The sequence below is a fragment of the Candidatus Paracaedibacter symbiosus genome, from assembly GCF_000757605.1.
GTDB lineage: Bacteria > Pseudomonadota > Alphaproteobacteria > Paracaedibacterales > Paracaedibacteraceae > Paracaedibacter_A > Paracaedibacter_A symbiosus.
The window spans coordinates 975,787-989,828 of sequence record NZ_JQAK01000001.1 but is presented as its reverse complement, the minus strand read 5'-3'; the positions used below and the strand labels follow the sequence as shown (position 1 = coordinate 989,828).

The 14,042-nt window shown below is 44.4% G+C and carries 13 protein-coding genes and 1 other RNA gene; 5 read left to right on the top strand and 9 right to left on the bottom strand.

From position 1 onward, the window contains the following. Window positions 1-146 precede the first annotated feature (146 nt). From arfB to IG80_RS13125, 3 genes are read right to left on the bottom strand one after another with little or no spacing between them, the layout of a single operon-like run. Window positions 147-572: an alternative ribosome rescue aminoacyl-tRNA hydrolase ArfB gene (gene arfB, locus IG80_RS0104505; protein WP_032112740.1), complete on the bottom strand. Its 426-nt coding sequence runs from the start codon at window positions 570-572 to the stop codon at window positions 147-149. After that, window positions 569-1,288, bottom strand: coding sequence for a methyltransferase domain-containing protein (locus IG80_RS13130; RefSeq protein ID WP_052046020.1), 720 nt, complete (start codon window positions 1,286-1,288; stop codon window positions 569-571). The genes arfB and IG80_RS13130 overlap by 4 nt, the downstream gene beginning before the upstream one ends. Further along, window positions 1,285-1,920: an alpha/beta fold hydrolase gene (locus tag IG80_RS13125; RefSeq protein ID WP_052046018.1), complete on the bottom strand. Its 636-nt coding sequence runs from the start codon at window positions 1,918-1,920 to the stop codon at window positions 1,285-1,287. The genes IG80_RS13130 and IG80_RS13125 overlap by 4 nt, the downstream gene beginning before the upstream one ends. Window positions 1,921-2,009: 89 nt before the next feature. Between IG80_RS13125 and IG80_RS0104490 the strand changes: the two genes are divergently transcribed. Both IG80_RS0104490 and clpB read left to right on the top strand, forming a co-directional pair. Then, window positions 2,010-3,113: a zinc ABC transporter substrate-binding protein gene (locus IG80_RS0104490; protein WP_032112739.1), complete on the top strand. Its 1,104-nt coding sequence runs from the start codon at window positions 2,010-2,012 to the stop codon at window positions 3,111-3,113. A 238-nt stretch (window positions 3,114-3,351) separates the two neighbouring features. After that, on the top strand, window positions 3,352-5,925 hold the full coding sequence (gene clpB, locus IG80_RS0104485; protein WP_032112738.1) for an ATP-dependent chaperone ClpB: 2,574 nt from the start codon (window positions 3,352-3,354) through the stop codon (window positions 5,923-5,925). 345 nt (window positions 5,926-6,270) lie between these two features. On the opposite strand, the gene IG80_RS0104480 is transcribed toward clpB, so the two are convergent. After that, window positions 6,271-7,092 (bottom strand): hypothetical protein, encoded by an 822-nt coding sequence (locus IG80_RS0104480; protein ID WP_032112737.1) that lies wholly within the window; start codon window positions 7,090-7,092, stop codon window positions 6,271-6,273. 116 nt (window positions 7,093-7,208) lie between these two features. Between IG80_RS0104480 and IG80_RS0104475 the strand changes: the two genes are divergently transcribed. Together IG80_RS0104475 and rnpB are read left to right on the top strand one after the other, a co-directional pair. Further along, the gene (locus IG80_RS0104475) at window positions 7,209-7,907 is read left to right on the top strand and encodes an N-acetylmuramoyl-L-alanine amidase (protein WP_032112736.1); all 699 of its coding nucleotides are present in this window, start codon (window positions 7,209-7,211) and stop codon (window positions 7,905-7,907) included. A gap of 33 nt (window positions 7,908-7,940) precedes the next feature. After that, window positions 7,941-8,341: RNase P RNA component class A (gene rnpB / locus IG80_RS13310), an RNA gene on the top strand. 121 nt (window positions 8,342-8,462) lie between these two features. Here rnpB and IG80_RS14970 read toward each other — a convergent pair. The 3 genes from IG80_RS14970 to IG80_RS0104465 form a co-directional block, all read right to left on the bottom strand. After that, window positions 8,463-8,630 (bottom strand): hypothetical protein, encoded by a 168-nt coding sequence (locus IG80_RS14970; protein WP_156962031.1) that lies wholly within the window; start codon window positions 8,628-8,630, stop codon window positions 8,463-8,465. 74 nt (window positions 8,631-8,704) lie between these two features. Then, a complete protein-coding gene (locus tag IG80_RS0104470; protein ID WP_032112735.1) occupies window positions 8,705-9,607 on the bottom strand; it encodes a 4-(cytidine 5'-diphospho)-2-C-methyl-D-erythritol kinase in 903 nt (300 codons plus the stop codon). Then, complete coding sequence (locus IG80_RS0104465) at window positions 9,608-11,209, bottom strand: electron transfer flavoprotein-ubiquinone oxidoreductase (protein WP_032112734.1); 1,602 nt, start codon at window positions 11,207-11,209, stop codon at window positions 9,608-9,610. Window positions 11,210-11,282: 73 nt separating this feature from the next. On the opposite strand from IG80_RS0104465, the gene IG80_RS0104460 reads away from it, so the two are divergent. After that, window positions 11,283-12,095, top strand: coding sequence for a uracil-DNA glycosylase (locus tag IG80_RS0104460; protein ID WP_032112733.1), 813 nt, complete (start codon window positions 11,283-11,285; stop codon window positions 12,093-12,095). A 427-nt stretch (window positions 12,096-12,522) separates the two neighbouring features. On the opposite strand, the gene IG80_RS0104455 is transcribed toward IG80_RS0104460, so the two are convergent. Together IG80_RS0104455 and prmC are read right to left on the bottom strand one after the other, a co-directional pair. Then, on the bottom strand, window positions 12,523-12,873 hold the full coding sequence (locus IG80_RS0104455) for a DUF4167 domain-containing protein (RefSeq protein WP_032112732.1): 351 nt from the start codon (window positions 12,871-12,873) through the stop codon (window positions 12,523-12,525). Window positions 12,874-13,189: 316 nt separating this feature from the next. Continuing rightward, window positions 13,190-14,038 (bottom strand): peptide chain release factor N(5)-glutamine methyltransferase, encoded by an 849-nt coding sequence (gene prmC / locus IG80_RS0104450; protein ID WP_052046016.1) that lies wholly within the window; start codon window positions 14,036-14,038, stop codon window positions 13,190-13,192. Window positions 14,039-14,042 lie beyond the last annotated feature (4 nt).

The window sequence follows — 14,042 nt, the reverse complement described above, 5'->3', positions numbered from 1 at the left end:
GCATGGGCTGTGGCAATCTCCCCAACAAATTGTGAAAGAGATTGCCAAACCGTTTTCCCGGCTTTCTACCATATAAAGTTTGTTAATGTGAAAATAAGATGAGTGGTGATTTCAATGGTGAAGCAGTACAGCCCTACTCTTTTTTCTTACTCTCCCTCAAAATTGACAGATTGGCGTAGCTTTTTTCGTGTTCCCTGTTTGGCTTTTGTATGCAATCGCTTTTCTTTAGAAGATCGGGTGGGGGCAGTTGCAATCCGTTTTTCAGGCTTAATCAAGGCGCGCTGGATGAGTGTGATGAGTCGGTCTCTTGCATCTTGCCGATTTTGTTCTTGACTGCGAAAGCGGTCTGCCGTAATTACCAAAATCCCCTCCTTGGTAATGCGGTTACGGGCGAGCTGCTCCAAACGCTGACGTACTCCTTCTGGCAGAGAGGGCGAATGGCGAACATTAAATCGCAGCTGGACTGCCGATGAAACTTTATTGACATTTTGACCACCTGGACCGGAGGCGCGGATAAAGGTCTCCGATAATTCCCATTCTTGGATCGATAAAGTGTCAGTAATGTAAATCATTGTTTTGACGTGATAAAAATAATTTCGTGGGTCACTTTGACATTTTTCAATTGTAAAGCGGTTCTGAGGTTTTTAAAAGAGGTTTTCGTCGGCGTCTCCTCGCCAAAATGGGCGCCAATTTTGCGGATTTGATGCCAAAACGCCAACCAGGTTTCAAAAGATTTTTGAATGAGTTGTGACTCAATCAGATAGTCTGGACCCAAAATTTCGGATAACATCGCCACCGACAAAAATTTCTTAGTGCGGATGGGAAGATCGTAATGCGCGCAAACCTCATGCCATTCTTTAAAACTGGCCGGTCCAAAGGTGGTGAGGGCCATTCTTTTGCCCAAGTGTGCAAGTTGGTGTAGGCTTTGTGATGGCTGTTGAAACCATTGCAAGCAGAGATTGCTGCTCACCAAATCAAAGGGGTGATCAAAGGGAAGATGCTCGCCGTCCGCCACAACATAACTGCCAGAGGAAGATGCCTGCCGACATACTTCCACCATGGGGAGGGCAAGATCGATTCCCACTAGCTGACTCGTCGGCCAAAGTTCATCTAGTTTACGTGTTAAATAGCCTGTGCCGCAGCCAATTTCCAGGATTGATTGCGGAGGGGAAGGGAGGATGTGGTGTAACTTTTTAACTAGTAAATCAGCGACTTCCCGTTGCAGCTCAGCATGGGCATCATAAGTCAGGGCGGCGTCAGAAAAGCGCTGTTGAATCTCCGATTTCATGCTAATTCTTTCAAAAAATGACGAATAAGAGTTGCCGTTTCATCTATATGGGTTGCTGGAAAATTATGCGCACCCTTAACAATTTCAACTCGATCAAAGAGAGTTTGCTGTTGGGCAAGGGAGCAGATTTGATCAGTTTCTCCGGCGATGGCTAAATGGGGGACTTTTGGAAGCCTAGTTGAGACAGTCTTTAAGAACTGCAAGTCCGCGGTGAGACGTTGTAAGCTCAAAAAAGAAGGTTGTGCCCAATCCTGATCATAGCCACAGGATTGGTAAAAATCCGAGAGAACTTGTCGGGGTTGAGTTGCAAATTTATCCACCATTCGTTGCACCACTCGGCGTGGAATTCCAACTTTAAAGTCCGCGTGTTGACAGAATTTCGTAAAACCCCCAAGACTAATTAATCCGCTGAAAGAAGGAGGAGCCCACAACCTAGGTAATTCCAAAAGTTTGGCAAAACCAAGGGAGTGGCCAATACCTACACAAGGATAAGAAGCGGCGGTCCGAAAAGACGGATCACCAAAATATCCCCAATCAATGAGAAGGTGGTCATAGTCAGGTAAGGCTTGGAGGAGCGGTTTGAAAAATGTGGTATCAAATCCCCAACCATGGGACCAGATTAACTGAAACATTACACAACTATTGTTTTTCTCAGTATTATTTCGCTATAAGTAGCAGATAAGTTGTGAAAAGCCCATTTCTTTATTTAAGTTGTAGTCCCATGTTAAAATTTTTGAGCGTTTTTTTTATTTTTTTTGCGGCAATCACTCAGGTGAATGCTGAAAAAAAAGCCGATACCACCTTAACTCAAACTTGTGAATGTCCTTCCCAAAAGCACACTCACAAGAAGCCGCATAAAAAGAAACACCATCACCATAAGAAAAAGAAAAGCTTATTAGGTTGGCAACCGCATACGCCGCGGGTTGTCGTTACGATAAAACCAATTCATTCTTTGGTAGCAGGGGTGATGGAAGGGATTGGCGAGCCTGAGTTATTAATTCAGGATAATTCCTCTCCCCACGTCCATGCAATTAAACCAAGTGAAGCAGACACTTTGGAAAAAGCAGAAGTCATCGTGTGGGTTGGCGCTATTTATGAAACGGGGCTGCAGTATCGCTTAAAAGATCTGGAAGATAGTAAGACCATTATCGAGTTGCAACACGCCAAAGATGTCATTCTTTATCCCGTTCGCGAAGGCGGTTTCTGGGGCAGTAGTTCTTGCTGTAACTCATGCGAATCCGGTCCTGAGGCGGAAGAAAACTCCCCCTGCAATTGTCACCCACATACAGAAGGTCATCACCATGAACCCCTATCAAAAGATGGCCATATATGGCTTGCTCCAAACAATGCTAAGGCCATTGTTACGCAAGTTGCCGAAGAACTTGCGGCCCTTGATCCACAACACGCGCCGGATTATCTGGCAAATTCTAAAAAAGTTATAAGTAGCCTAAATGATTTGGCACGGGAAATCACCTATGTAGTAAATCCTGTTAAAACTAAGCCCTATATGATGGTGCATGACTTTAGCCAGTACTTTGATCGCTATTTCGGTACCAATGGAGTCGGAACCATCATTGATATCTCCCATGCTGAGCCCACGCCAAAGTATTTGCGCACAGTCCAAGAAAAACTTAATAGCGGTAGTGCCAAGTGCTTGCTCGTTGAGCCCCAATTCAATCTTAAAGTCACCCAAATGTTGATTGATGATACTGGGGTTGCAACCCAACAAGTTGATTATCTTGGTGGTGATTTAACTGCGGGGCCAGATTGCTACTTTGAAATCATGCGTCGCTTTGCCAATAGTCTTGTCAACTGTTTGGGGTAGGGAAGAGGTCGCCCCTTTATAATAATTTAAGTAAAAATCCCCCTCTTCATTGTCATCTGCGGGTCAAGAGGTCGTAAGGCCTTTGTTCCAGAAGCCAACTCCCCCTAACTCGAGGGTGACAAAGTCTTAAGATAACAAACCTTCTTCCTCCCGCTCACGTTAAAATACTCTTTTCAAAAACTTCTCTAGCGTTAAAGACTTATGATATACTTGGGTTACATCACTGTGGAGGTTATTTATGAATCAAGAGCAATACACAAAACGCGCCCAAGGGATGATTCAGTCAGCACAGATGTTGGCCATCCGTGAAGGGCATCAGCAATTAACACCTTTTCATCTCTTAAAAGTTATTCTTGAGGATTCTGAAGGTTTAGCGTCGCGTATTCTGACGGACGCTTCGGCCAATTCACGGCAATTGCTCGCAGCAACAGAAAAAGAGTTAGAAAAACTACCTAAAATTTCGGGAAGTGGCGCCGGGCAAGTCTTTCTCTCTCCCGAACTCGCAAAGCTATTTGATTTTGCTGAAAAAGCGGCGACCAAAGCAGAAGACCGTTATGTAACTGTTGAAATGCTGTTGTTAGCAATGGCCTCCCTTGATCCCACAAAAAAACTTTGTCTGGAAGCAGGCGCTGACTCTACCAAAATTAATAAAGCAATCAATGAGATGCGAAAGGGACGCAAAGCCGATTCTGAAAATGCTGAAGATTCCTTTGATGCGTTGAATCGCTATGCCAAAGACTTAACGCAAAGCGCGCGTGAAGGAAAAATTGATCCTGTTATTGGTCGAGATGAAGAAATCCGCCGCACGATTCAAGTTTTATCTCGCCGTACTAAAAACAATCCTGTGCTCATTGGTGAGCCGGGGGTGGGTAAAACCGCTGTGGTGGAAGGGCTCGCCATGCGGATTGTCAACGGCGATGTGCCGGAGAATTTGAAAAATACTCAGTTAATGTCGCTTGATCTTGGTGCTCTCATCGCCGGGGCTAAATATCGAGGTGAGTTTGAGGAACGCTTAAAGGCTGTCTTGAGCGAGGTTGCCCATGCCAGTGGAAATATTGTGCTGTTTATTGACGAGCTGCACACTTTAGTTGGCGCCGGTAAAGCCGAAGGGGCCATGGATGCTTCCAATATGCTGAAGCCAGCCTTGGCGCGTGGTGAACTGCATTGTGTCGGGGCAACGACTTTAGACGAATATCGCCAGTATATTGAAAAAGATGCCGCTTTGGCGCGCCGGTTTCAACCTGTTTTGGTTGGCGAGCCGTCCGTGGAGGAGTCCATTTCTATCTTACGCGGCATTAAGGAAAAATACGAACTCCATCATGGGGTGAGGATCAGTGATAATGCGATTGTTGCGGCTTGCACCCTATCGAATCGCTATATTAGTGATCGTTTTTTGCCAGATAAAGCGATTGATTTGATGGATGAGGCCGCAAGCCGTGTTCGGATGGCAGTTGACTCAAAGCCTGAAGAAATTGATGAACTTGACCGCCGTATTATTCAGTTAAAAATAGAACGCGAGGCACTTAAACGTGAAACCGATTCGGCATCCCAAGATCGCCTTGTAAAATTAGAACAAGAGTTGCAGGAGCTAGAAGCACAATCAGCTGAACTCACGGACGCATGGAGACAAGAAAAAGAAGTACTGCTGTCGGCTCATAAAATTAAAGAACAGCTGGATAGTTTGCGCCAGGAATTAGAAATCGCCCAGCGCCAAGGAGATTTGGCACGAGCCGGACAAATTGTTTATGGTTTGATTCCAGATCTGGAGAAAAAACTAAAAGATCTTGAAGAAACGCAAGGAATGCGTGCTCTTCAAGAGGAAGTAACAACTGAGGACATTGCCTCAATCGTGGCACGCTGGACAGGCATCCCTGTGGAAAGGATGCTGACCGGTGAGCGTGACAAGCTGTTATCCATGGAAGATAATTTGAAAAAACGGGTGATTGGGCAGGAAGAAGCTATTAGCGCGATTAGTCAGGCCGTTCGACGCGCCCGCGCCGGCTTACAAGACCCCAATCGCCCGCTTGGATCCTTTCTCTTCTTAGGCCCAACCGGGGTTGGTAAAACCGAATTAACCAAAGCGTTAGCCGAATTCCTCTTTGATGATGAAGGCAATATGGTGCGGATAGATATGTCTGAATATATGGAAAAGCACTCTGTGGCTCGCCTAATTGGGGCACCACCCGGTTATGTCGGCTATGAACAAGGCGGCGAGTTAACCGAAGCCATTCGCCGGCGTCCTTATCAGGTGATTTTGTTTGACGAAGTGGAAAAAGCTCATCCAGATGTGTTTAATATTCTGCTGCAGGTGTTGGATGAAGGCCGTCTAACCGATAGTCAGGGGCGTAAAGTCGATTTTAGGAACACGTTGATCATTCTCACCTCTAACCTTGGCGCGGATTACTTGGCTGAGCATGCTTCAAGCAATATTACCCCGTTGATTCGGGAGCAAGTGATGCAGGCGGTACGCAATGCGTTTCGCCCTGAGTTCCTCAACCGCTTAGATGATATTCTCATTTTCCATCGGTTGACGCGGGAAAATATGACGAAAATTGTGGATATTCAGTTGGCACGCCTACAAAAACTGCTTGAAGATCGGCATATTCGCCTTGAGGTTGATGAAGCAGCTAAGAAATGGTTGGGTGATGCGGGTTATGATCCTGTTTATGGTGCGCGCCCTTTGAAACGGGTGATTCAGCGCTCTGTACAAGATCCCTTGGCAACTCAGATTCTCTCTGGAGAAATTTTAGAGGGGCAAACGATTCAGGTGCATGCTGCGGACGACGGCCTCAGTTTCACCATAAATTCATAAGAGTAGGAAGGAAAAAAGGGAGCCATTTGAATGGTTCCCCTTTTTTGAAGCTAACTAATTATTTAATGCTAACAAATAGGGACTTTTTGAATAAATGACAACCTTTTTTAGGTATTAAATTTTTATTAGCTTTGGCTAGTGGCGGTTTTCAAAGCTTGAAAATACATTCAAAATGTCGCCATAACTCTGTATCAATCTATACTAGATTGGCTATACATGTTATACCCAACTGATTTGAAGCTCCGATATCTTTAGCTGTTTTGGGTATAAAAAATAAAACCTCTCTTCTAAATGAATAAAAGAGAGGTTCTCTTAACTAGCATAAATCAGCGTGGTTATGCTAAGCTATTTCTTAGTTGCTTCTTTTGCATCAGCAGCAGCTTTTTCTGCTTCTTTTGCATCGCCAGCGGCTTTGCTAGCATCTTTTGTAGCTTCTACTGCTTTGGCATCATGCTTTTTAGCATGGTGTTTATGGTGATGTTTTTTACCGTGGTGCTTGTCACCTTTTTTAGTATCAACATCATGGCCGATTTTACCCTCGCCTTTGTCTTCAGCAACGAGACGATCTCTGTCACTGTTGTCGCGTGGTTCATAGTTTTCCATTCTTGTCGCACAGAAGGCACCTTCTGGAAGACCTTTAATGAAACGACCATCAGCAATTAATAAAGCGTCACTATTAGCATCTGGTTTGCCTTCGCGTGGGTTGATCGTACGGCTGTTTTGAACATAGTCAATATGAGTCATACCTTCTGGTTTTGTTCCGGTATGCAATGCCCCACGTGCTGCAGGAACTATCTTTTTACCTTCGTCATCATACCAAATGGCAGTACCTTCAACAGCGCTTTGACCCACGAGAGTTTGTTTGCCTGTATGAACAATATAAGTATCATCCGCACCAATACAAACTAAAGGTGCATCTGCATCGTTATAGTTATCGACGCCAGCTTCTAAGCCGATATTTTCGTTTTCACGACCCTTACCGGTCTCAGATCCTAAAGTCCCTGTGCCATTCAAAAATGCAATTGCACCAATACCTTTTTCAGCAAAAACTTTCTTAACACCTTCGAAGCGAGTTACTGCTTCAGAACCATCTTGTTTGTCATCAGCTTGAGCAGTGCTAACTGTGAACAAGCTAGCCATCAATGCCAACTTTAACAAATTTTTCATCACTTTATCTCCACATGAATATCTATACATATTTATGCTATGCTTGTTTTATAGGAAACACAAACAAAAACATATATTTTTACTAATATTTTACTTAAATTAACAAAAGGCAAAAAATGCCCAAAATTTACAAATACTTAAGCCCAAATTTTAACGATCGGCCAAGCGATAAGGAGCTGGATTTAATCGTTATTCACTATACTAGCATGCAACTGGTTAACGAAGCATTAACAAGGCTTTGCGACCCCACAGCTGCCGTCAGTTCGCATTACTTAATTGAGAGCAATGGCACGCTTCACCACCTAGTGGATGATACCAAGCGGGCCTGGCATGCCGGCGTTAGTTTTTGGCAAGGAGAGCGGGATATTAATGGGATTTCTATAGGAATTGAGCTCGATAATGGAGGCCATGATTTTGACTTGCCGTTTTACCCAGCGTGCCAAATTGAGGCGCTTTTATCACTCCTCACTGATTTGGTTCAAAAATATCACATCCCCAAAGAAAGAATTATTGGCCATAGTGATATTGCGCCCACGCGCAAAAGGGATCCAGGTGAGCATTTTCCATGGCAGCTTCTTCATAACCATGGATTTGGATTATGGCCAGAAACGGACTCGGTGCGCCACGCCCCCCAATCTGTTTTGGAGGTGCAGCAGTGTTTGACGGCCATCGGCTATGATTGTCCCTTGACTGATATTTTAGATGCGCAGACAAGTTCTGTTATTGAGGCATTTCAACGCCATTTTACCCCGATGGAAATCACGGGGACGATCACACCTCAATTAAAATTTAATTTGAGCTGTTTCCATACTTGAAGTTTCATTTAATCTCTCTATATATTAGGAGAACCAGATGATCGGGTGATCGCTGGAACCGATTGGTTCTGGAGGAAAGTCCGGGCTCCTCATAGATAGGATGACGGATAACGTCCGCCGGGGTCAGTTGACAAAGACTGACTCAAGGGAAAGTGCCACAGAAATTATACCGCCATCTTTTGATGGTAAGGGTGAAATGGGGCGGTAAGAGCGCACCGCACGGCTGGTAACAGACGTGGCAAGGCAAACCCCATCCGGAGCAAGACCTAATAGGAGTGAGCGACGAAAGTCACGTGTGTCTATGCACGGTCACTCGGGTTGGTCGCTAGAGGTGTTTTGGTAACAAACATCCCAGATGAATGGTCACCCAGTAACGGCAGAGATTTATCTCCAACCGTTATGGACAGAACCCGGCTTATAGATCATCTGGTGCTTTAGATTAACGTCAATTCTAAGTAAACAAGCTTAAGGATGTTAGTTTTCTTAACACTTTTGCCATCGTTGATAACGATAGTGAAGGTTCTCCTGTATCAAGCTGATATATATTAAAAAGGCTTATGGACAATATTTAAGATAATCACTCATCATCAATTCAGCATAGTTGTTTTTCCGAGCTAATGACTCATAAATAAGATGACTCGCATGCGCGACATACCCTTGAGCCAGGGTCAAAGACATAAATAAGAGTACAATAAATAATTTTGTTTTTAGTGGTGTATGCATGGTCTTTTCCTTTCATGACCACTCCAGAATCCCCTAAAAAAGTAAAGATTTGATTAAACAAACTGTATTTAGTTCTAAAATTTAAGAGAACATGTCTTGGTTGCTTTTACCCACCAATGGGGATGTGCTGTTTGTACCTTTTCAGCAAGGTGCTGGGCCTTACTTTCATTCTTCACAACCACAAAATAAGTCGCCCCACTCCCTGATTGTCGGCAAAGAATAGTCTCATTACTTAACTTTTGGACAGTTTCTGGAATGTTGCCAATCTCTGGGGAAATAAATCGCGCAAGGGGTTCCAGGTCATTTTGAGTCGTGTTCATGAATTCTAATAGCGCTGCTTTGGCCGTCAAAGAGGGTATCGCTAAGGGGACGGAAAAAGATTGGTTGAGGGATTTAAAAATAGACCGTGTGTTGACGGGAATTCTGGGATTAATAAGAACGATATCAAGATTGCTATTCCAGGGAAGTGCCTGTGGCAGCTCACTCGTTCCGGAACCATCTAACCAGAAAAGGTTCCCTAAACCCAACTGGTAACTCAAACAAACCGGCACATCAGCCCCCAGCCGCCCACTTGCAACCACCAACTCTTGTTTTTGATGCAGGGATAAATCCAGTTGATGCCAGGCAAGCAACGTCGCAATCATCGCGGCAGCATCACTCGTCCCGCCGCCAATGCCGGCGGCCACGGGAAGATTCTTTTGCAGCCTGATCTTAAAAAAGAAAGGCGGGCGGTTAAAGTAGCGATAAAACCATTCTTTGGCCTGAATCACACTGTTGGGGCTGCCACCGTGAAGAAGGGGCGCAAACTCCCCGGTCACGGTGAGTTCATCTGCTATCGTCTCCTCTGCAATCGTTAGCATATCGCCAAAATCAACAAAGGTCATCAGTGTTTGCAAGCGGTGGAAGCCGTCAGGAAAACGACCCACCACATGGAGCATGAGATTGAGTTTTGCAGGCGCTAAACGGTGAATCAGCATCTACATACTGCCATAGTTGGGGCCACTGCCACCTTCTGGGGGAACCCAGTGAATGTTTTGCAATGGATCTTTAATATCACAGGTTTTACAGTGGATGCAGTTGGCGCTATTAATCTGTAGACGTGGTTTATTATCTTCTTGCACTATTTCATAGACACCAGCCGGGCAATAGCGTTGTTCAGGACTCTCATAAAGCTTGTAGTTATGATCGATGGCGATTGTTGGGTCTCGCAATAGCAGGTGATTTGGCTGGGTTTCTGGATGATGCGTGCTACAGAGGTACACGGAACTCAATCGATCAAAAGTGATTTTACCATCGGGTTTTGGATAATCGATGGTTTTGGAGTCTTTCGCCAATTTCAGACTTTCATTATCGCGGTGATGTTTGAGTGTCCAGGGTGATTTTCCGCGACTGATATAGGTTTCAAAGGCAGCATTCAGAATGCCTGGAATTAAGCCATACTTAAAGCCAGGGCGAATATTGCGCACTTCTTTAAGTTCAGTGGCAATCCAGCTTGCGTCCAAACGGGATTGATAATCGTTGGTGCGGCCTTGAAGCACTTCATAGGCACCTTCAGCCGCCAACATCCCGGATTTCATTGCGGTGTGAGACCCTTTAATTTTAGGGACATTCATAAATCCTGCTGCACAGCCAATGATGGAGCCACCTGGGAAAACAAGGTGTGGCAACGATTGCCAGCCCCCCTCATTGAGAGCTCTTGCGCCATAAGCAATTCGCTTAGCCCCTTCAAACAAGGGACGAATCTTTGGGTGAGTTTTAAAACGTTGAAATTCATTAAATGGAGAGAGATAAGGATTAGTATAATCCAAGGCAATCACATAACCGACGAGTACTTGATTATCCTCAAAATGATAGAGGAAGGAGCCGCCATAGGTGCTGTTATCCATCGGCCAACCTACGGTGTGTTCGATCAACCCAGGACGATGTTTTTCAGGTGCAACCTGCCAGATTTCCTTAAAGCCAATGGCATAGGTTTGTGGTTTGTCAGTATCGCGAAGGTTATAAGTGTCAATCACTTCGCCGGTCAAACTGCCGCGGCAACCTTCCGCCAAAAGCACTTGTTTACCATAAATTTCCATGCCGGGTTGATATTGATCTGTTGGTTGACTATTTTTATCAAGCCCCATATCCCCAGTTTTAACCCCAACTACCTCGCCTTGTTCGTTTTTAAGGAGGGCAGTCCCAGCAAATCCGGGATAAATCTCGACCCCTAAGCCTTCTGCTTCGCGCGCTAACCAGCGACAAAAGTTTGCCAGCGAAATGATATAGTTGTCCTTGTTGTGCATTTGGGGAGGCGTAGGCAATTTAAAACGGCCATTTTCTGTCATAAAATAAAAATGATCTTCTTTGGCAAGGCAGGTTAAGGGCGCCTCTTTTTCTTGCCACTCCGGGATGAGTTCATCCAAAGCCCGAGGTTCAAAAACATTGCCAGATAAAATATGGGCGCCAATTTCGGAACCTTTTTCCAGCAAACATACGGAAATTCCCGCATCCAGTTGCTTGAGTCGGATTGCAGCAGCAAGTCCAGCTGGACCGCCACCCACAATAATCACATCATATTGCATAGATTCTGCAGACATATTTCCTCTTACCTGCTAGTATTCACTTACTATCTAAGTCATAGAATATTTAAATATACTTTAACGAGCAATCATGACGTTAAATAATAAAATTATAAATATAATTGAGTGGCATGTTGACGCCGGTGTCACAGTTGCTGTTGGTGAGGAACCGCGGTCACTTTATGCCGTAAGGGTTGAGCCTCCTGCCGCAAATATTGTTCCAGTAATCCAAGCTGTAGCATCTCCATCCACAAATTTTCCACCCCAATTTGATTCAAATCCCATGAAAAAAACAATCTCTCCCCCCAGCCGCCGTTTAGCTCAGCAATGTCAAACCTTAGAGGAGCTACGCCAGGCAATGAGTAACTTTAACGATTGTCCTTTAAAACTGACTGCAACCAATATGGTTTTCAGCGATGGGAATCCTGAGGCTAAAATTATGGTGATTGGTGAAGCTCCGGGTGCAGATGAGGATATTCAGGGAAAACCCTTTGTTGGGCTGAGTGGTAAGTTGCTCGATCGCATGTTTGCGACGATTGGTTTGTCGCGCCAAGAAAATATTTATATCATCAATATTGTTCCCTGGCGCCCACCAGGCAACCGTCAGCCAACCACTCAAGAAATTACTCAGTGTTTGCCTTTTGTGCAAAGACATATCGAATTAATACGACCAGACTTATTGATTTTGGTAGGCGGCGTGGCCGCCAAAACGATCCTTGATACCAATGAGGGGATTATGCGTTTGCGAGGCCGTTGGCATGACTATACCTCAGAAGGGTTAGAGGCACCCATCAAATGTATGGCAACCTTCCACCCAGCATTTTTATTACGCTCACCTGCGCAAAAAGCCCAAGTTTGGCGGGATCTGTTAACTGTGCAACAGGAACAACATTCAAGGAAGTAATTAGAGTGAAATGAAAGTGTAATATTGTCCGCCAAGAGAAGGTACCGACAACAAGACTGCGGACTGAGGAAGGCATTCTTTCTTTTTTAGCCATTGCAATCGCTTCTTACAGGCCTAAGACGATTGTTATTAGCTCGGTTGTGAAAGACATCACGCCTCTATTAGAAGAGACTTGTGAAAAACTCAAGCTTCCTAAGAAGGTACAATTTTAGGCGGGCTAATCATCGTCGGCTATGATATGGCGCCAAAGGCACTCTCCATATGGGCACAAGCCTTTTGCCTTGCAAGGCAGCCTTAGATGTTAGGTCAGAAATCAGCTTAGTCAAGTATTTTGGTATCAATACATGAATAATGCCGCTTTGAAGCTGCCAACGCAGGAAAAGCGCACGAAGTAGGCTTATATTTCCCGACCTTTAACCCCTATTCATTACGCAGCGGAAGACTCAGCCACCGTTTCACAAGTCGCGCGTGACTCAGGTGATAATTCCACAATCGGTTTTTCAGCGGTATCACTGAGAGATGGTGTAGGGTCAGGAAGGGGCTGCTGCGCTTTAATATCATTCATCAAGCGCAAATAATGCTCAGCATGTTGGTAATACCCTTCAGCGGCAATGCGATCGCCGATAGTGAGAGATTCGCGAGCGAGTCCCAGATATTTATCAAGGTTTTGCTTGACGTTTGTTGTTTTTGGCTTGAAGTCCTGGCTGCTATAGCTAGATTTTGTTTTACCTGGGGTTGAACGTGGTTTAGAACGCTTCATCATGTTATATAACGTCATGCTTTAATATTATCGTAAGAATATACCCAATTCACCTAAAAACATGGATTTTATTATCATATTTTTGGGATCAACTTTATGCGAGAACTATTTGAATTAGAAGGGGCTATTCCAGCCTTTTGAACCTAAAAATCACCTTAAAGTTACACCTTTTAAGTAAATTGAGTATTATGAAAAAATTAATTTTAAATTAATTGTCAAGAATTTCCACTCAATCACACCTTAACAAGAAATGTAATTCATTACTAGCAAAAATATCATATTTTATTATGATTCCCTTCGAAACAGAATGACAAAATAAAAATAAGGGGATAATTTATCCCTGAGGCTGACCCAAAATTAGACAGCGTTCATGGCCTTGTAAATCCCATCTGGTCCCCATCAACTGTAAACCATGATGTTCAAAAAAAGGTTGAACGAGAGGTCTTTGTGTATGTCCTACTTCAAGAAAAAGCAAGCTTGTAGGCGCCATCACTTTAGGAACGGCAATGGCAAGGCGTTCATACTCAGCTAATCCCCCCTTATCAGCAAATAAGGCAGAGTCAGGATCATGCAGCGTCTGAGCCGATAGAATCTCATCGCGTGAAATGTAGGGGGGGTTGCATAAAATTACATCAAAATGATAAGTCAAAGCGGTTGCCCAATCGCCACAAATAAAATAACAACGATCTGCTAAATGCAGGTTCAACGCATTGGCTTTAGCGACTAATAAGGCTTTAAAAGACATATCAACAGCAACTCCTGTGGCATCCTTGTATTCGCTTAAGGCAGCTAAAATTAAGCAGCCAGAGCCTGTACCAAGATCAAGGATATTCAGGGCACGATTTTTATCAGGAAAGTGAGTCAGCAATGCCTCAATCAATGTTTCGCTATCAGGGCGGGGGTCAAGGGTATCTTTTGTGACGATAAACGGCAAACCCCAGAATTCTTTATGGCCAAAAATTTTTGCTAAAGGTTCTTGCTGGCAGCGTCGTTCAATGAGTGAGGCTATATCAAAGAGTTGGTCGTTGGTAAGGGACTGTTCGGTGTTAAAATAAACTGATTCATAGGTTTTGCCTAGAACATGGGCGATGATCAATCGCGCTTCCCTTGGTGCTTCGAGAATCCCGGCCTGGCGTAATCTGGTACATAAGGGGTCGAGAATCATATCAATCGTTTGTGTCATTGGC